Here is a 16,921-nt window from a genome sequence, read left to right on the forward strand (position 1 = left end):
CCGCACCGTCTGGAGCCCGAGGACCGCGCCGCGAAGCGGTCGCGGCCCGCAGGGCGAAGACGGTGCATCCAGGCGGCGCGAAGCGGAGCGAGCCAGCCGAGCCGAAGGCGAGGCCGGAAAACACAGCCGAGGCCGGAAAACACAGCCGAGGCCGGCTAGCTCAGCTTCTGGAGGGTGGCGATGTCGGTGGCGTGATGTTCGCTGGGGGTCTCGACGATCACGGCGACTCCGGCGGTCGCCGGGTGGCGCATCAATTCCGCGAAGGCGGGCTCGCCGATCGTGCCCTTGCCGATCGTCTCGTGCCGGTCGCGGGTGGACCCGCAGGTGTCGCGGGAGTCGTTGGCGTGTACGAGCCACAGCCGGTCGTCGCCCACGGTCGCCACCAGCGAGTCGAAGGTCGCGGTCATGCCGCCGGGGCGGGCGAGGTCGTGTCCGGCGGCCCAGGCGTGGCAGGTGTCGAAGCAGACGCCGAGCCACGGGTGCCGGTCGACGGCGTCGAGGTAGGGGCCGAGGTGTTCGACCTTCGACGCCAGCGAGCGGCCGCCGCCGGCGCTCGGCTCGACGAGCAGTTTGGGGCCGCCGTCCGTGGCGGCCCGGTCGAGGAGGGGCAGCAGCGCCTCGCGTACCTGGCGCATCGCGGCGTCGGTGTGGGTGGCGTCGACGGCGCTGCCGGCGTGGAACACGACTCCGGTGGCGCCGATCGCGGCGCCCCGCTGGAGCGCGTGCGCCAGCGTCGCCACCGATCGTTCGACCGTGGCGGGGGTCGGTGACCCGATGTTGACCAGCAGCGAGGCGTGGATGTATGCCGGGATGCCGCGTTCGGCGCACCCGGCCCGGAACAGTTCGTCCTGGGCCGGGTCGCCGGGCGGCAGCGCCCAGCCGCGCGAGTTGCCGACGTAGACCTGTACGGCTTCGGCGCCGGCGGCGTCGACGTACGGCAGGGCCGCTTTGGCGAGGCCGCCGGCGGTGGGCGTGTGGGAGCCGACGGGCCTGGTCACCGCCATGTCAGAAGCATCCGATGGCGATCTCGGTGCCCGGCGGTACCTCGGAGTTCTCGCCCGGCTGCTGGTAGGCGACGGTGCCGTTGGGGTTGAAGTCGACGCGTACCGCGAGGCCCTGTGCCTCCAGGGCGGCCTTGGCCTGCGGGCACGGCATGCCGATGACCCGCTGGACGATGACGGCCGGTGGCCCCTTGCTGACGTCGATCTTGACTTCGGCGCCGCGTTCCACGCCGGCCCCGTCGGCCGGTTCCTGCCGCAGGACCTGGTCCTTCGGCTGGTCGGAGTCGACGTACGACTCGCGGGCGACCAGGTTGAGCCCGGCCAGGATGTTGCGGGCCTCGGCGACGCTCTTGCCGATCAGGTTGGGGACGGTGATCGGCGCGCGTCCCTTGCTGACGAAGACGGTGATCTCGTCGCCGGGCTTGACCTCGGTGCCGACCGCCGGGTCGACGGCGATGACGGTGCCCGCCGGCAGGTTGTTGTCGTACCGGTCGGCGCCCTTGGTCACCTTCAGCTGGGCGTTCTCCAGGTCGAGTTGGGCCAGGTCGAACGTCTTGCCGACCACGTCGGGCACCTGGTAGCGCTCCGGGCCGAGGGAGAGCACGAGCGTGATGGTGCCGCCCTTGAGGATCCGTTCGCTCGTCGGCGGGTCCTGGCTGAGCACCACGTCGCGTTCGATGTTCTCGTCGTGTCGCGGATCGCCCCAGGTGATGGTGAAGCCGCCCCGGGCGGCCTGTTCCTCGGCGGCGGCCTTGGACATGTTGACCAGTTCCGGTGCCACGGTGTAGCGGCCGACGCCGAACCACCAGCCGCCGAGCGCCGCCACCAGCCCCAGCACCACGATCGCGGCGGCCACGGCCGTGCGGCCCCGGCGGTCGCTCATCACGACCTGCCACATCGCCTTCAGGCGTTCGGGCAGCGGCGGGGTGTCGGCGGGCTCGGCGGCCCGCCGGCGGCGCGGCTGTTGCGGGGCGGCGGCCGGTGCCGCCGCCTTCTGGTCGGGGAGCCGGGCCCACGACGGCCGGTCGGTCGTCTGGACCGACGACACGACCATGGTGGGCTGGGCGACCTGGCGCAGTACGGCGGTGTTGACGCTGGCGTTGCCGAGGTCGTCGCGGGCGCCCTGCACCTCGGTCAGCAGCGCGCCGGCGTCGGTCGGGCGTTCGCCGGGGTCGCGGCGGGTGGAGCGGGTGACCAGGTCGTCGAGGACCGACGGCAGGCCGGGCACGAACTTCGACGGCGGCGGTACGTCCCGGTCGACGTGCTGCCAGGCGACGTCGACCGGCCGGTCTCCGTCGTACGGCACCCGGCCGGTCAGCATCTCGAAGAGCACGATGCCGGCGGAGTAGACGTCGCTGCGCGGGTCGGCCCGGCCCTCGGTGACCAGTTCGGGCGCCACGTACGCGACAGTCGCCATCAGCTGGCCACCGTTCTCCTCGTCGGCGCTCGCCTCGACGGCGCGGGCCAGCCCGAAGTCGGCGACCTTGACGACGCTGTCGATCAGGTTGCCGGCGCCGCCGCTGGGCGCCTCGGCGACCAGCACGTTCTCCGGCTTCACGTCGCGGTGCACCAGGCCGGCGCGGTGCGCGGCGGCGATGGCGGCCAGCATCTGGTCGAGGATCGCCAGCGCCTCGCCGGGGTTGAGCCGGCGGCGCTCGATGAGGATCTCCCGCAGGGTGCGGCCGCGCACGTATTCCATCACCAGGTAGGGCAGGCCGTTGTGCACGCCCTGGTCGTAGACGGCCACCACGTTGGGGTGGGTGAGCCGGGCGATGGTCTTGGCCTCGTCGGTGAACCGCTCGACGAATCCGGCGAGCCGGGCCCGGGCGTCCGGCGCCTGGGTCGGATGAATGATCTTGAGAGCGACCGTGCGTTCGAGGCGCTCGTCCGTCGCGGTGTACACGGTCGCCATCCCACCGCGGGCCACGCGCCCGCGGATGCGGTAGCGCCCGTCGATCAACGAGCCAAGCAGAGTGTCGGCGACCTGAATGTCCATCGGCAGGCAGTCTATGTGTCGGGTGGGTGACGGCAGAACAGGATGCCACAGCCGGTACCGAAGCGGTATGGGGCGCGCCGCGCCGTGACCGCGGACCGACCGGCCGTGACGGCCGTCATCCCTGGTCGGGCGTTGGTTGCGGGCTGGTCTCGCCGCTCGGCGTCGGCGTCGGCGGGACGGTCGGCGACGCCGTCGGCGAGGCGCTCGGCGACGTGGACGGCGTGGGGGTCGGCGTCGGCGAGGCGGTCGGCGACGGCGGCGGCCAGGTCGGCGGGTGCGGGCTGGACGTCGTCGGCCTCGGGTCGGGGCACTCGCAGCTCGGGGTCGGGCGCGGGCTGGACTCCGGCGACTCCCGCGTCGGCGACGGCTGCGCCGGGTCCGGCGTGGCGGACGGGCTGGCATCCGGCCCGGCCGGACCGGTCGGTCCGGCGCCCGGCACGACCGGGGGCGCCCCGGAGTCGTCCCGCGACGCCTGGCCGCCCTGTTCCGCCACCGCCGGCGCCGGGCTGGGCGCCCCGGCCGGCCGCTCGTCGTGCACCGTGTCCAGGCCGCCGACCATCAGATACGTGCCGGCCGTACCGGCGACCGCCAGCGCCCCGATCGACGAGGCGACCAGCGCCCGGCGTGGTGCCGCCGGATGCGCCGGACCGGGCGCCGGCCGGACCGGCCCGGCTGGCGGGCCCACCGCGGGCTCGCGCCGGCCCAGGTCGTAGCGCAGCGATCGCCACGCGCCGGCAAGTTCATGGCGTACGCCCCGCCAGGTGCTCACGTCGAGGATCCTTCCGGCGGCCGGCCCGAGGGGTACGGGGCCACCGCGCGACCGGGCGCGGCCGGGTCCGGACGGGACACCGGGCCGCGCGGGACATGGGGGAGGGCGAGGGGTGCCGGCCACGGGGCCGGTGGTGGGGGCCGGCGACGGCGTGACAGGGTGACCGGGTGACCGATTCCGTACCCACCGCCTCCGACGTCCCGGCGCGGGAGTGGCTGACGCTGCCCGCCGTCGCCGAACTGCTGGACATCACGATCAGCAAGGTGCACCAGATGATCCGCGAAGGCGCGCTGATCGCGGTGCGGCGCGACGGCATCCGGATGGTGCCGGCGGAGCTGGTGGCGAACCGCACCGTGCTCAAGCACCTCCCCGGCATCGTGACCGTGCTCCGTGACTCCGGGTACAACGACGAAGAGGCCCTGCGGTGGCTGTTCACGCCGGACGACACCCTTCCGGGTACTCCGGCGGTCGCGCTCGGCGGTGACCTGGCGACCGAGGTCAAGCGGCGCGCGCAGGCACTCGGGTTCTGAGCCGGCGGATGGGACGTCTCGCCTATCTGGCGGTACTCGCGGGGTGCCTGCTCGCCGCCATCTGGCTCGAGCCGGTGTTCCGGGTCAACGTGCTGCGCCGGTGGCGCCGGCTGCTGCTCACCCTGCTGCCGGTCGTGGTCGTCTTCGTCGCCTGGGACCTCGCGGCCATCGCCGCCGGTCACTGGAGCTTCGACCCCGACCAGATCACCGGGATCATGCTGCCCGGCCGGCTGCCCGTCGACGAGCTGCTGTTCTTCGTCGTCGTACCGGTCTGCGCGGTGCTCGGTTTCGAGGCGGTCCGGGCGGTGCTGCGGTGGCGGGCGGGGGACGAGACGTGACCTACACCGCCGCGGCGCTGCTCGGCGTGGTCGGCGCGCTGGCCGTGGACCTGTTCGTGCTGCGTACCCGGCTGGTGCTGCGCGGCGTCTTCTGGGCGACGTACCCGATCATCGTGTTCTTCCAGTTGCTGTCCAACGGCGTGCTCACCGGGCGGAACATCGTCCGGTACGACCCGGACGCGATCGTCGGGCTGCGGATCGTGTACGCCCCGGCGGAGGATCTCCTCTTCGGATTCGCGCTGATCCTGCTGACCCTGTCGACCTGGGTGTGGCTCGGCCGGCGTGGGGTGCAGCGCACCCCGGCGGCCGGCGAGGGCAGCCGCGTCCTGACCAGGCTCCGCGCCCGCCCCCGCCGCGACAGCTGACCCGCTCCACCCGCCCGCCCCCCGCCACCCCCGTTCCCGCGATCTTGCGGTTGTCTCCTCCGTTTGCCGGATTTGCCGGGCGACAAGTGCAAGATCGCGGGGGAGGGGGCCGGGTGTCAGCCGGTGCGGCGGGTGGCGGCGACCGCCAGGTCGATCAGGGCCCGGGCGGCCGTCGGCTCGATGTCGCCGCCGGCCAGGGCGGCGAGCGCGGTGTCGGTCAGTTCGGCGATCCGCCGCTCGGTGCGGTCCAGCGCGCCGCTGTCGACGATGACCGCGCGCAGCCGTTCGATCCCGTCGGCGTCGAGGTCCGGGTCGCCGAGCCGCCCGGCCAGCTCGGCCCGCCCGGCGTCGCCGGTCGCCTCGTAGGCGGCCGCCACCAGGTAGGTGCGCTTGCCCTCACGCAGGTCGTCACCGGCCGGCTTGCCGGTCACCGACGGGTCGCCGAAGACCCCGAGTACGTCGTCACGCAGCTGGAACGCCTCGCCCAGCGGCAGCCCGTACGCCGAGTACGTCGCCCGTAGCGCCGCCGGTGCCCCGGCCAGCGCCGCCCCGATCAGCAGCGGCCGCTCGACGGTGTACTTCGCCGACTTGTAGCGGGCGACCTTGCCGGCCCGCTCGACCGACGTGTCCCCGGTGACCTGGGTGAGTACGTCGAGGTACTGCCCGACGGTGACCTCGGTGCGCATCTCGTCGAAGTCCGGCCGGGCCCGCGCCACCACCTCGGGGGCCAGCCCGCTGCGGTGCATCAGCTCGTCGGACCAGACCAGGCACAGGTCGCCGAGCAGGATGGCGGCGGAGTCGCCGTACCCGTCGGGGTTGCCCTGCCAGCCGGCGGCCCGGTGCAGGCCGGCGAACCGGCGGTGCACGGCCGGCTCGCCGCGCCGGGTGTCGGAGCGGTCCATCAGGTCGTCGTGGATCAGCGCGCTGGCCTGCACCAGCTCGAGCGCCGCGAGCGCGGCGACGATCTCGTCGGAGTCCGGGGCACCGGCGCCACGGTAGCCCCAGTAGCCGAACGCGGGCCGCAGCCGCTTGCCCCGGAGCAGGAAGGCGTCGAGCGCGTCGGCGACCGGGTGCAGCGCCGGGTCGACGTCGTTCATCCAGGCCCGCCGGGCGGCCAGGAAGCCGGCGAGCGCCCGGTCGATCCGGCGGCGCAGGTCGGCCCGGTCGACCGGCGGCGCGCCGGCGGCCCCGACCGCGGGCGGGACGGCCTCGACCGGCGGTGGGCCGGTGCGGTCGGCCGGGGATACGGAGTCGACGTCGGTCACGCCATGACGCTAGCCGCCGCCGTCGGTCGCGCTGCCGCCACCCACACCCTCTCCGCGATCTTGCGCTTGTCTCCCCCTCTTTGTCGGCTTTGTCGGGTGATAATTGCAAGATCGCGGAAACGGGGCGGGAGGGGCGAGGGGGAGCCGGTACGATCGCGGAGTGTCGCTCGGCCTTCCCTCTGTGCTTCCCGCCTCGCAGCCGTCGATCGGGGACCTGATCCGCGCGCCCGGGCCGACCTACTCGTTCGAGTTCTTCCCGCCGAAGGACGCCGAGGGCGAGCAGTTGCTGTGGCGGTCGATCCGCGAGCTGGAGCCGCTGCTGCCGTCGTTCGTCTCGATCACCTACGGGGCCGGCGGCTCGACCCGCGACACCACCATCGCGGTGACCGAGCGGATCGCCACCGACACCACCCTGCTGCCGATGGCCCACCTGACCGCGGTCAACCACTCGGTCGCCGAGTTGCGCAACATCGTCGGCCGGCTCGCCGCCGCCGGCATCCGCAACATGCTGCTCGTGCGCGGCGACCCGCCCGGCGACCCGACCGGCGAGTGGGTCCAGCATCCGGAGGGGGTCCTCTACGCCGAGGAGCTGGTCCGGCTGGTCCGCGAATCCGGCGACTTCAGCGTCGGCGTCGCAGCCTTCCCGTACAAGCACCCCCGGTCGCCGGACATCGAGAGCGACACCGCGCAGTTCGTGCGCAAATGCCGGGCCGGCGCCGACTTCGCCATCACCCAGATGTTCTTCGACGCCGACGACTACCTGCGGCTGCGCGACCGGGTCGCCGCCACCGGCTGCGACACCCCGATCGTCGCCGGGGTGATGCCGGTCACCCGGATGGGCACCATCGAACGCTCCGAGAAACTCTCCGGCGCCCCGTTCCCCAAGGCGCTCGCGGCCCGCTTCGAACGCATCGCCGACGACCCGGTCGCCGTCCGCAAACTCGGCATCGAACTCGCCGGCGAGATGTGCCAGCGACTCGTCGACGAGGGCGTGCCCGGCATCCACTTCATCACCCTCAACCGCTCGACCGCCACCCGCGACCTGTGGCAGCACCTGCGGGCCGGCGTACGGGTGTGACACGCCCGGCAGCGCCACCTGACCCGCCGTACGACGGTTGAGTTGAGGTGGGCATCGCGCTGCTGAACTGGGACGACTACGCCCGCACCTGGGCCAGGCTGCACGGCGGGTTCGATCCCCGTGACGCCTCCACCGTGGTGCGCGGCTGGCTGCGCCTCGCCTACCGGCTGGGCCGGATCTTGGGCCGGATCCGGATCCGGCCCACCGCCGTCACCTTCGTCGGTGTGCTGCTGTCCGTCGGCGTACCCGTCTTCGCCCCACGCGGCGTCGAAGGGCCACTGATCGCCGCCGGCTTCGTGCTGCTCGGCGCCATCGCCGACAGCGCCGACGGCGCCGTCGCGGTCGTCACCGGCCGGGTCACCCGGATGGGATACGTCTACGACTCGTTCGCCGACCGGCTCGGCGAAGCCGCCTGGCTGGTCGCGTTCTGGCTGGTCGGCGCGCCCGGGCCGGTGGTCGCCGCCGCCGGCGGGCTGTCCTGGCTGCACGAGTACGTCCGGGCGCGGGCGGTCGGCGTCGGCATGAAGGAGATCGGCGTGGTGACCATCGGCGAGCGGCCGAGCCGGGTCTCGGTCGCGATCGTCGGCCTGCTGGTGGCCGGTGGCATCGGGTACGTCGACCCGGACCTCGCCGCCGGCACGATGACCCTGGCCACGGTCGTGTGGGGCGTGATCGCCCTCGGCGGCCTGCTCCAGCTGCTGGGCGCCGTCCGCCGCGCCCTGGGCAACGCGTAGCCCCCGTCCCGCCCCGCGTCCGCGCCCGCCGCCCCGCTGCGTTCGTTGATCAAGGAGTTGTCGTGGGCGACACGCCGCGACACACCCCACGACTTGTCCTTGATCAACGAGGCGGGACCGGGCACGGACGGGACACGGACCGGGCCGGCGAGTTCCTCACGCGGGGCCGATTTCTCCGGCGACGATCTGGGCCGACAGCGTGACCATCGGCAGGCCGCCGCCCGGATGCGCCGACCCGCCGACCAGGAACAGGCCGTCCACCGGGCCACGGTTCGCCGGCCGGAGCAGGCCGCCGGCCGTACCGTAGATCGCCCCGCCCGGGGCGGCGGTGGCGCCGGCCAGGTCGGCCGGGGTGCGTACCTCCCGGAACAGCAACCGGTCGCGGACGTCGACGCCGCGCGCGGCCAGGACGTCGAGGACCCGGTCGGCGTACGCCTCCGCCAGCCCCGGCCGGCGCCAGTCCACTCCGGACAGTGTGCGGGCCTGTCGGGGCGCGTTGACCAGCACGAACCACGCCTCGTGGCCGTCCGGACGGACCGCCGGGTCGGCGGCGACGGTGACGAAGACGGTCGGGTCGGCGGCCGGCCGGGCCGGCACACCCCGCCCCGGATCGCCGAAGACCGCGTCGAACTCGGCGTCGTAGTCGGCGGGGAAGAACACGTTGTGGTGGGCCAGCCCGGAGTCGCCGCGTACGCCGAGCAGCAGCACGAAGCCGGCCAGGCTGCGGTCGGCGAGCCCGGCCAGCCGGCGCGGGTTCGGCAGCAGGTCGCGGTAGACGGTCTGCGCGTCGACGTTGGCGACCACCACGTCGGCCGGCAGCGGGGCGGCGCCGGCCAGCCGTACCCGGTGCACCCGGCCGCCGGCGGCGTCGATCCCGGTCACGGTCTGTCCGGTGTGGATTTCCACACCGAGGTCGAGGCAGCGGGACAGCAGCGCGTCGGCGAGCGTGCCGAGGCCGCCGCGCAGGTACCAGCCGCCGAAGGCGAGTTCGGCGTACGGCACCGCGACCAGCGCCGCCGGCGCCCGGCGCGGGTCGGCGCCGGTGTAGGTGGCGTAGCGGTCGAGCAGCATCCGCAGCCGGGGGTCGCGCAGGTGCCGGCGGCCGAGCCCGCGCAGCGTGGTGCCGGGGGCGATGGCGGCGAGGTCGCGCAGCCGCCAGGCCAGCGGTGCCAGGGCGAGCGGCGAGTCGACGCGGCGGCGCAGGATGTCCCGCCACGACGCGTCCCAGACCCGGCCGGCGCGCCGCCACAACCGCCGCCAGTCGTCGGCGGCGGCCGGGCCGAGGGCCGCCCCGATCCGGCCGGCGAAGGCGTCCGGGTCGGCGCACGAGTCGAGTACGGTGCCGTCGGCGAACCGGTGCCGGACGATCGGGTCCAGCGGCACCGGATCGAGCAGCCCGCCGAAGTCGAGCCCGGCCCCGGCCGACGCCGCCCCGCCGGTGGCGTCGGCCGTCCGGGTGGTGCCGGCGGTCGTCGCGGCGGCCGGACCGCCCGTGGCGGCGGACAGGTCGGCGAAGACCTGCGGCAGCGTCAGCAGGCTCGGGCCGGTATCGAAGTGGAACGTGCCTTCCGGCGTCGTCCGGGTGTAGCGGCCGAGCTTGCCGCCGACCGCCCCGGACCGCTCGACGACGGTCACCCGGTGCCCGGTAGCCGCCAGCCGGGCCGCCGCCGCCAGCCCACCGACCCCGGCACCCACCACCACGACCCGTGCCACGCCGTCCGTCCTCCCATCCGCCGAGGCTGGCCCCGACCCGGTTCGGGCCGCCGGTACGGGAGCCGGGCCGGCCGCGTCACCCCTGCGCATCGTACGACCGGGCGGTCGGCCACCCCGGGCACCGGACGACCGGCAGCACCACCGTGCCGCTGCCACCTTCGCGATCTGGAACGTTTGTCGTCGCCCCGACCGCGATAAATGTTCTAGATCGCCGGCCGCCCGCGCGGGAGAGGGGACGGCGGCCGGACCGGCCTCAGCTCACCGGCCGGCCGCGCCACGACAGCTGCCGCCGCCTGCGCAGATCGTACGACCGCAGGATCAGCCACCCGAACAGCACGACCGACACCGGGTGCGCCAACGCGTCCGGGAACGCCCGCCCGCCCGTCGCCCGGGCCGTCACCACCCGGCCGGCGACCCCGGCCAGCCAGGCCGCCGCGCAGGCCAGGGCCACGCCGTACCGGCCGCTGGCAGCGGCCGCCAGGCCGAGGACCGGCGGTACGGCGTACAGGGCGAGGAGCGTGACCACGACGGCGGCGGCGCCGGCCGGCGAACCGAACGACGCCCACATGCTCTTGGTGTAGCCGGCGGCCAGTTCGCGCCACGAGGTGTACATCCGGCAGGTGGCCAGCGCCGACCCGTCGGCGAGCGCGATCCGACCGCCCGAGCGTTTCACCGCCCGGCCCAGTTCGATGTCCTCCAGCACCCGGTCGCGGACCGCCGCGTGGCCGCCGGCCCGGTCGTAGCCGGCCCGGTCGACGACCAGCAGCTGCCCGCCGGCGGCGGCCAGCGACGGGCGCGGCGAGCGTTCCATCGCCCGCAGCGGCAGGAACGTCAGCCACGACCACTGCAGCAGCGGCTGCACGAGCCGCTCGCCGGCCGAGCCGGCCAGGATCCTCGGGTACGGCGTCAGCAGGTCCGCCGACGCGTCCCGCAGTGCGGCGACGGACGCGGCGACGGCGTGCGGGGCGAGCACCACGTCGGCGTCGACGAAGACCAGCACGTTTGCCTCGGGCGAGACGTGCCCGGCGAGCTGGTGGCAGGCGTACGGCTTGCCGAGCCAGCCGTCCGGCAGCGGTGCCCCGGTCAGCAGCCGGACCCGGGGGTCGGTGCCGGCGACGGCGCGTACCGCGTCGGCGGTGCCGTCGGTGGAGTTGTCGTCGAGGACGACGATCTCGAGCCGGGCCACGCCCCGCTGGGCGAGCAGGGACGTGAGGCAGGGCGCCAGCCGCGCCGCCTCGTCACGCAGCGGCAGCAGCACGGCCACCGTCTCGTCGACGGGGGCCGGGGCGGCCGGCGGGCGGCGCAGCCACCGGGTGGCGTTGACCAGCGTGTGCAGGGTCAGCCCGGTGACCGCCACGGCCAGCACGACCGCCAGTGCCGTCACGCGCCGACCCGGCCGGTGCGCCGGTCACGGGCGGCCCTGCGGGCCAGGACCACCGCCAGCGGTACGGCCACCACCGCCATCGTCGCCGCCCCCCACACCGCCGAGGCGGGCAGGTCGAGGAAGACCGCGTGGGCGAGCACGCTGGAGCCGTACGTCCACAGGTAGAGCGCGTACATCGGCCCGTCGCCGGGCTGTGTCTCGCGGGCGCCCGGCACGGTGACCGTCGCCAGCGCCGTCATCATCGCCAGCCCGACGAGCAGCCAGCCGACGTAGTTGCCGACCGGGATGCCGGGCAGCCCCGGCAGCGCCGGTGTCGGGTCCTGCCACGTCCAGTAGCCCTCGGCGACCATCTGCGGGTCGAGGAACAGGTCCCAGGTGGCCAGGCCGAGCGCGGCCAGCACCACCCGGCCGGGGCCGGGCCCGACCAGCCGGACCGCCGCCAGCCACGCCGGCCACGCCATCCAGGTCCAGGCCAGCGGGATGATCACCGGTACGCCGAGCAGCTTCGGCCCCAGTTCGCCGGAGTAGTCGTAGAAGCCGAACGGCACCCCGGTGGCGACCCCGACCGCCTCGACCGCCAGCCCGCCACCGGTCGCCACCAGCACCAGCGCCGCCGCCGTACGCGGCCCCCGGGTCAGCAGCGCGTGCCCGACCGACAGCAGGTAGCCGAGCACGACGGTGGCCACCGTCAGCCGGGCCCGGGCGGTGCCGTCGGTCAGCGGGTAGCCGATCTGCGCCAGCACCAGCACACCGAGCAGCAGCCAGGGCAGCCCGGCCCGGACCCTGGTCACCGGGGTGGCGGCGACGGCAGCGGCAGATCCCGACCGAGTACGGCGAACGCCCGCTCGTCACCGGGGAAGCGGAAGTCTCGCAGGATGTCGACGAACCCGAACCGCCGGTAGAGCCGCCATGCCCGGGACCGCTGCTCGTCGGCCTCCGGTGTGGACAGCAGGGTGGTCGCCCCGGCCGCCATCGTCAGCAGCGCCCGCAGTTGCCGGGCACCCAGGCCGTGGCCCTGCGCCTCCGGCCGTACGTGCAGTTCGACGACCTCGAAGCAGTCGACCAGCCACCGGCGCCGCTCGGGTTCGGCCAGTGCCCGGCGCACCTGGTCGTGCCACCACTGGCCGCTGCCGGACGTGTAGCCGTAGCCGAAGCCGGCCAGCTGCCCGTCGGTGGTCAGGGTGGCGACCGCCCGGAACCCGGGCCGGCGTACGTGGGTGGCGATGTAGCCGCGCCGGGCCTCCAGCAGTTCGGCCCGGTAGCCCATCGCCTCGCCGTAGACGGCCACGACATCGTCCAGCCGCCGTACGAGATCGTCCGGCTGCCACGACACCAACCTCACGCCCGCTCCTCACTGCCGTCCACGGTCATCCTCCGCCGGTCCCGCCCCGCCCGCATCCGGCCCGGTCCAGCCGAGCACCGACCGGTCGCCGACGACGTCGCGCACCTCGAAGCGGGCGAACAGTTCCTCGGCGTACCACCGCTCGACCGGGGTGCGGGTGATCGCCGCCCGGTGCTCCGGGTGACGGTACGCGAACTCGACGAGATCCGTTGCGCTGCGCCACACGCTGACCGTGCCCTGCCAGCCGACCGGCGCCTCGCCGATGCCGAAGCGGGCGACCAGCCCCGGCGCCGCGTGCAGCGCCCGCGCCACCGGCGGCACCGCCCGCCAGAACGTCAGTGCCCGGGACGGCCGCAGCCGGGCCCGGGTCAGGGCGAGCACCGGCCCGCTGGTCGCCCCGCCGGGCGGGGCGCCGAACGGCCGTACGCCGGACCACTCGCCCCGGCTGGTGACCGGCCGCAGGTCGACGCGTACGCCGGCGGCGGCGATCCGCCGCCAGGACCGGGCGACCGGACTCTCGTCGAAGCCGTCCGCCGCCGCCGGGTCGTCCCACACGGTGACGGCGGCCCAGCGGGTCGGGTCGGCGTCGGTCGGCCCGAACCCGGTTCCGGTGCCCGTGCCGAGCAGCTTGCCGAACCGTACTCCGGGCAGCGCCCGCAGCCGGCGCGGATCGACCGCCATCCGGACCAGCGCGCGCGGCACCGCCCGCCGGGGAATCCGCCACACGTGCAGCGTGACCAGCTCCGGTACGTCGCTGCGCTCGGCGCCCGCGGGACGGGTGTCGGGTCCGTGCCCGGTCACGCCACCTCGGCGGGCGTGCCGGTGGTGATCCGGACCAGTTCCTCGTACGTCGTCGGGAAGACCGCCCGGGGTACGCCGCCGGCCGCCCACACCTCGCCGTACCCGGCCAACGCCTTGTCGACGAGGGTGCGTACCGGCCCGGGGTGGCCGAGCGGGGCGACGCCGCCGATCGGCTGGCCGGTGTGGGCGCGTACGAACTCCGGGGTGGCCCGGCGCAGCGCGGTCACCCCGAGGTCGGCGGCGACCTGGGCGGTGTCGACCCGGTGCGCGCCGGAGGTCAGCACCAGCAGCGGTTCGCCGTCGGCGTCGAAGATCAGCGAGTTGGCGATCTGGCCGATCTCGACGCCGAGCGCGTCGGCCGCCGCGGCCGCGGTGTGGACCGCGTCGGGCAGCATCCGGACCTGGCATCGGTTGCCGGAGCCGTCCCGGGCGTCGGCGTTGTCCAGCGCGTCCTGTACGGCCTGGACGTTCGGGTGTGCCTGCATGTCCCCATCTTGCTCGGTCGCCCGCCGGCGCCGGGGGCGGGGCGGGCGTCGAACCGCCGAGCCCGGGCGGAAGAGTGGATCAACCTATAACCCCAGTAGGGGTATATGCGGGTTATGATTCCGGCGTCGGATCGGGCGAGGGGGCGTACGTGGGTGGACGGGTGCTGCTGCTGGCCACGAAGGACACCATGGCCTACTCGCGCCGGCCGGGCCACGAGGCCGTCGCCGACGGAGCCGGCCTGCTCCGGACCGTTCCCGACCGACTGCTCACCGCCGAGGTGACCGTCGAGGACGTGCTGTCCGAGCCGAGCTGGGACATGACCCCGGCGACGATGCTGGCGCTGGCCCGCCGGGCCCGCGCCGCCATCCTCGACGACGGGTACGCCGGCGTCGTGATCACCCACGGCACCGACACCCTGGAGGACACCGCCTTCCTCACCGACCTGCTCGCCGGGGAGGCGGCCCTGCGCGGCGGGATCGTCCTGACCGGCGCGATGCGGCACTTCGACGACCTGTCCGCCGACGGCCCGCGCAACCTGGCCTCGGCGATCACCGCCGCCGCCGACCCGGCCCTGCCCGGCGTCGGCGTGGTGGCCTGCCTCGACGACGAACTGCACGCCGCCCGCTGGGTCACCAAGGTGGACGCCACCGGCGTGGCGGCGTTCAGTTCCGCGCCGTTCCCGACCCTGGGCCGGGTCGTCGACGGCCGGGTCGAGATGCTGGCCGCCCGACCGCCGCGGCCACCCGCGCCCGCCGGCGAGCCGGAGTCCGACGTCGCCCTGATCAAGACGTATCCCGGCATGGACCCGGTGCTGCTCACCGCGGTGGTGGACGCCGGCGCCCGCGGCGTCGTACTGGAGGGCACCGGCCTGTCCAACATCCCGGCCGGCCTGCTCGGCACCGTCGCCGACCTGGTCGAGTGGGACATCCCGGTGGTCGTCGCATCCCGGTGCCGTACCCGGGGCGTCGACCTCGACGAGCTGTCCCTCGGCGCGCAGCTCGCCGGCCGGGTGGGCGCGATCGGCGCGCGTGGGCTGGCCTCCGGCAAGGCGCGAAGCGCCCTGATGGTCGCCCTCGCCCCGACCGGCGGGGTGCGGGCCGCCCGCGACTGGTTCGCCCGCCTCGAACCGTAGCCCGCGGACGCCGGCCGGCGGTGTGTCGGCTTCAGCGCGCCGTCGCGACACTCCGGGCCGGTACGCCCAGAGGCGGTCGGCGGCCACCGCCCGCGACGTCGGGTACGGCTCGGAGAGCGCCTTCAGCGTGGCCTTCAAACGCGTGGTCGGTACGTCCCCGCGTGCCTACCGTCAGCGGTTCCCGCGCGTCACGTAGCGGGGCCGGTGCCCGCTCCGCCCCGTCCCGCCCAGGCCGCCCCGTCCCGTCCGGCCGTCTTGCCGCGGCCCGCCCGGCTACGGCTCCGGCCGCCTCCGGGCGACCCCGCCGTTTCCCCGGACCGGGGAGGTTGTCGCGGTTGGCCTTGCGTTTTTGTCGCAGGGGAGGTGTACAGTCTTCAGTAGTTAGAACGCGTGTTCGATTCGACTCTCTTGATTGGGTCGACCCGGCCGAGCCTCCGGGTCGAGCCCGACAGGTGGCCGCTTTCGGGGACGGTTCTGGCGCCCGGGAGGAGCGATTCGCGGCGCGACTCCCGGATGTGCGGTGACGCGCGACCGCACAGAGGGACCCGGGTCTTCGCGAGACCTGGCCCGCCAAAGGCAGGACCGTTGTCCGCCGCCCCCGACCCCCGGGCGGCGGACAACGGGCCCGCCGGCACGACCGGCCGGGTGTGGTGTGGGGAAGCTTCGCGCCCGGCCGGTCGGTGCACCGCCGCGGACCGGCCGACCGGCGTCGGCGGCCGGTGACGTACGGCGAATTGCGACGCGGAGGAGAGAGCCATGGCGACCAACTCGGCACCTCTGGTGCCGGCCCACGTGCTGCCGCACCGCACCCCGACCCAGTTGCTCACGATCGCCCGCCAGGGACTGGCCGAGGCGGCCCGCACCCGCCCCGACGGTCTGCGCTACGCCGCCGCCCACCTGGCCGCCCTGCGCGCCGCCGCGGCGATGCTCGCCGCCCGCGCCCGTCCGGCCCCCACCCGCCGCAACCGGATCACCAGCGTCTGGACCCTGCTCGTGCTGGTCGCTCCCGAGATGGGCGAGTGGGCCACCTTCTTCGCCACCGGTGCCACCAAGCGCGCCGCCGCCGAGGCCGGGATTCCCCGGGTGGTGACCGCCCGTGAGGCCGACGACCTGCTGCGGGCCGCCGAGCAGTTCGTCGGCCTCGTCGAGGCGACGCTCGGGGTGGCCCACCAGCCGGCCATCGACGGCCTGCCCGGCGACCTGGCCGCCTGAGCGGCCCCGCCGACCGGTCACCCCGCGCCGACCAGCCACCCGGCACGACCCGACCCGCACGACCGACCAGAGAGCACAGATGACTGACCTCGCGCGTCTGCGGGCGCTGGTCGGGCAGACCGATCCGGGGCTCGCGGTCGACGACCGCCTGCCGTTGCCGGCGCCGATGCAGCCGCTGCTCGGCGGGCGGCTGAGGCGCGGCGCGGTGGTCGCCATCGACGGCGGGGGCGGCCGGACGTCGCTGGCGATGATGATGCTGGCCGGTGTGTCGGCGTCAGGCGGCTGGTGCGGCGTGGTCGGTCTCCCGTCGTTCGGTCACCTGGCCGCCCAGGAGTTGGGCATCCGGCTGGAGACCCTGGCGCTGGTTCCCCATCCCGGTGCGGCCTGGGCCGACGCGGTCGGCGCCCTGGTGACGGGGGCGGACGCGGTGCTGGTCGACCCGGCGGTGCGGGTGCCGGGAACGCTGGCGCGGCGGCTGGCGGCGAAGGCCCGCCAACACCGCTGCACGCTGTTCACGCTGGGATCCGCCTGGGAGGGCAGCGACCTGCGGGTGTCGGTACGCCGCCAGGAGTGGTTCGGCCTGGGGCAGGGGCGGGGCCGGCTGCGCACCCGCCGGCTGACCATGGCCGCGTCCCACCGCCCGCACGCCGAACTGGTCCTGTGGCTGCCGGACGAGGGCGGGCGGGTCCGTGCCGCCCGGGACGCGGCGGCGCCGGTCCAGTTGCCCGTGGGCCGGCGGCGCGCACAGGCGGGCTGACAGCCCGCGAGCCTATTC

The 16,921-nt window shown here is 75.1% G+C and carries 19 protein-coding genes; 9 read left to right on the plus strand and 10 right to left on the minus strand.

Annotation, left to right across the window (positions count from 1 at the left end; all coding sequences use genetic code 11):
• Nucleotides 1–155: 155 nt before the first annotated feature.
• From AB0M79_RS32585 to AB0M79_RS32595, 3 genes are all read right to left on the minus strand, one after another.
• On the minus strand, nt 156–1,004 hold the full coding sequence (locus AB0M79_RS32585; protein ID WP_364221380.1) for a deoxyribonuclease IV: 849 nt from the start codon (nt 1,002–1,004) through the stop codon (nt 156–158).
• Nucleotide 1,005: 1 nt separating this feature from the next.
• Nucleotides 1,006–2,997 (minus strand): Stk1 family PASTA domain-containing Ser/Thr kinase, encoded by a 1,992-nt coding sequence (pknB, locus tag AB0M79_RS32590; protein WP_364221383.1) that lies wholly within the window; start codon nt 2,995–2,997, stop codon nt 1,006–1,008.
• A gap of 115 nt (nt 2,998–3,112) precedes the next feature.
• Entirely contained in the window at nt 3,113–3,766 is a 654-nt protein-coding gene (locus AB0M79_RS32595) for a hypothetical protein (protein ID WP_364221386.1), read from the minus strand.
• Nucleotides 3,767–3,933: 167 nt separating this feature from the next.
• Here AB0M79_RS32595 and AB0M79_RS32600 point away from each other — a divergent pair, with 167 nt between their 5' ends.
• The 3 genes from AB0M79_RS32600 to AB0M79_RS32610 are packed head-to-tail and all read left to right on the plus strand — an operon-like array spanning nt 3,934 to nt 4,999.
• Nucleotides 3,934–4,296 carry an Rv2175c family DNA-binding protein gene (locus AB0M79_RS32600; RefSeq protein ID WP_212821040.1) on the plus strand — a complete coding sequence of 121 codons (363 nt, stop codon included), beginning with the start codon at nt 3,934–3,936 and terminating at the stop codon, nt 4,294–4,296.
• Between the two features lie 8 nt (nt 4,297–4,304).
• Nucleotides 4,305–4,634: a lycopene cyclase domain-containing protein gene (locus AB0M79_RS32605; RefSeq protein WP_364221390.1), complete on the plus strand. Its 330-nt coding sequence runs from the start codon at nt 4,305–4,307 to the stop codon at nt 4,632–4,634.
• On the plus strand, nt 4,631–4,999 hold the full coding sequence (locus AB0M79_RS32610; RefSeq protein WP_364221393.1) for a lycopene cyclase domain-containing protein: 369 nt from the start codon (nt 4,631–4,633) through the stop codon (nt 4,997–4,999). The genes AB0M79_RS32605 and AB0M79_RS32610 overlap by 4 nt, the downstream gene beginning before the upstream one ends.
• 116 nt (nt 5,000–5,115) lie before the next feature.
• Here AB0M79_RS32610 and AB0M79_RS32615 read toward each other — a convergent pair whose 3' ends face one another.
• Entirely contained in the window at nt 5,116–6,096 is a 981-nt protein-coding gene (locus AB0M79_RS32615) for a polyprenyl synthetase family protein (RefSeq protein ID WP_364221538.1), read from the minus strand.
• Between the two features lie 328 nt (nt 6,097–6,424).
• Here AB0M79_RS32615 and metF point away from each other — a divergent pair, with 328 nt between their 5' ends.
• Both metF and AB0M79_RS32625 read left to right on the plus strand, forming a co-directional pair.
• Nucleotides 6,425–7,342 carry a methylenetetrahydrofolate reductase [NAD(P)H] gene (gene metF / locus AB0M79_RS32620; RefSeq protein ID WP_357537577.1) on the plus strand — a complete coding sequence of 306 codons (918 nt, stop codon included), beginning with the start codon at nt 6,425–6,427 and terminating at the stop codon, nt 7,340–7,342.
• Between the two features lie 47 nt (nt 7,343–7,389).
• Nucleotides 7,390–8,076: a CDP-alcohol phosphatidyltransferase family protein gene (locus AB0M79_RS32625; RefSeq protein WP_357537575.1), complete on the plus strand. Its 687-nt coding sequence runs from the start codon at nt 7,390–7,392 to the stop codon at nt 8,074–8,076.
• 156 nt (nt 8,077–8,232) lie between these two features.
• Here the strand turns inward: AB0M79_RS32625 and AB0M79_RS32630 are convergent, their stop codons facing one another.
• From AB0M79_RS32630 to AB0M79_RS32655, 6 genes are all read right to left on the minus strand, one after another.
• Nucleotides 8,233–9,789 (minus strand): FAD-dependent oxidoreductase, encoded by a 1,557-nt coding sequence (locus AB0M79_RS32630; RefSeq protein WP_364221398.1) that lies wholly within the window; start codon nt 9,787–9,789, stop codon nt 8,233–8,235.
• Between the two features lie 253 nt (nt 9,790–10,042).
• The gene (locus AB0M79_RS32635; RefSeq protein ID WP_364221401.1) at nt 10,043–11,173 is read right to left on the minus strand and encodes a glycosyltransferase family 2 protein; all 1,131 of its coding nucleotides are present in this window, start codon (nt 11,171–11,173) and stop codon (nt 10,043–10,045) included.
• Nucleotides 11,170–11,964: a carotenoid biosynthesis protein gene (locus tag AB0M79_RS32640; RefSeq protein WP_364221404.1), complete on the minus strand. Its 795-nt coding sequence runs from the start codon at nt 11,962–11,964 to the stop codon at nt 11,170–11,172. Before AB0M79_RS32640 ends, AB0M79_RS32635 begins: the two co-directional genes overlap by 4 nt.
• Entirely contained in the window at nt 11,961–12,515 is a 555-nt protein-coding gene (locus tag AB0M79_RS32645; RefSeq protein ID WP_364221407.1) for a GNAT family N-acetyltransferase, read from the minus strand. The genes AB0M79_RS32640 and AB0M79_RS32645 overlap by 4 nt, the downstream gene beginning before the upstream one ends.
• Before the next feature lie 9 nt (nt 12,516–12,524).
• On the minus strand, nt 12,525–13,316 hold the full coding sequence (locus AB0M79_RS32650; protein ID WP_364221410.1) for a monooxygenase: 792 nt from the start codon (nt 13,314–13,316) through the stop codon (nt 12,525–12,527).
• Nucleotides 13,313–13,801, minus strand: a complete 489-nt coding sequence (locus tag AB0M79_RS32655) for a YbaK/EbsC family protein (protein WP_364221413.1) — start codon at nt 13,799–13,801, stop codon at nt 13,313–13,315. The genes AB0M79_RS32650 and AB0M79_RS32655 overlap by 4 nt, the downstream gene beginning before the upstream one ends.
• A gap of 149 nt (nt 13,802–13,950) precedes the next feature.
• On the opposite strand from AB0M79_RS32655, the gene AB0M79_RS32660 reads away from it, so the two are divergent.
• The 4 genes from AB0M79_RS32660 (at nt 13,951) to AB0M79_RS32675 (ending at nt 16,903) form a co-directional block, all read left to right on the plus strand.
• A complete protein-coding gene (locus AB0M79_RS32660) occupies nt 13,951–14,934 on the plus strand; it encodes an asparaginase (RefSeq protein ID WP_364221416.1) in 984 nt (327 codons plus the stop codon).
• Nucleotides 14,935–14,956: 22 nt separating this feature from the next.
• A complete protein-coding gene (locus AB0M79_RS32665) occupies nt 14,957–15,130 on the plus strand; it encodes a helix-turn-helix domain-containing protein (RefSeq protein ID WP_364221419.1) in 174 nt (57 codons plus the stop codon).
• Between the two features lie 560 nt (nt 15,131–15,690).
• Nucleotides 15,691–16,146 carry an SAV_6107 family HEPN domain-containing protein gene (locus tag AB0M79_RS32670; RefSeq protein WP_364221422.1) on the plus strand — a complete coding sequence of 152 codons (456 nt, stop codon included), beginning with the start codon at nt 15,691–15,693 and terminating at the stop codon, nt 16,144–16,146.
• A 79-nt stretch (nt 16,147–16,225) separates the two neighbouring features.
• Nucleotides 16,226–16,903, plus strand: coding sequence for a hypothetical protein (locus tag AB0M79_RS32675; protein WP_364221425.1), 678 nt, complete (start codon nt 16,226–16,228; stop codon nt 16,901–16,903).
• The last annotated feature ends 18 nt before the right edge of the window (nt 16,904–16,921 follow it).

Source organism: Polymorphospora sp. NPDC051019, assembly GCF_040683055.1.
Taxonomy (GTDB): Bacteria; Actinomycetota; Actinomycetes; order Mycobacteriales; family Micromonosporaceae; genus Polymorphospora; species Polymorphospora lycopeni.

Coding starts and splice junctions, on each gene's coding strand:
- AB0M79_RS32585 (WP_364221380.1), bottom strand. CDS start 1,004: ATGGCGGTGACCAGGCCCGTCGGCTCCCACACGCCCACCGCCGGCGGC.
- pknB (WP_364221383.1), bottom strand. CDS start 2,997: ATGGACATTCAGGTCGCCGACACTCTGCTTGGCTCGTTGATCGACGGG.
- AB0M79_RS32605 (WP_364221390.1), top strand. CDS start 4,305: ATGGGACGTCTCGCCTATCTGGCGGTACTCGCGGGGTGCCTGCTCGCC.
- AB0M79_RS32615 (WP_364221538.1), bottom strand. CDS start 6,096: ATGAACGACGTCGACCCGGCGCTGCACCCGGTCGCCGACGCGCTCGAC.
- AB0M79_RS32655 (WP_364221413.1), bottom strand. CDS start 13,801: ATGCAGGCACACCCGAACGTCCAGGCCGTACAGGACGCGCTGGACAAC.
- AB0M79_RS32670 (WP_364221422.1), top strand. CDS start 15,691: ATGGCGACCAACTCGGCACCTCTGGTGCCGGCCCACGTGCTGCCGCAC.
- AB0M79_RS32675 (WP_364221425.1), top strand. CDS start 16,226: ATGACTGACCTCGCGCGTCTGCGGGCGCTGGTCGGGCAGACCGATCCG.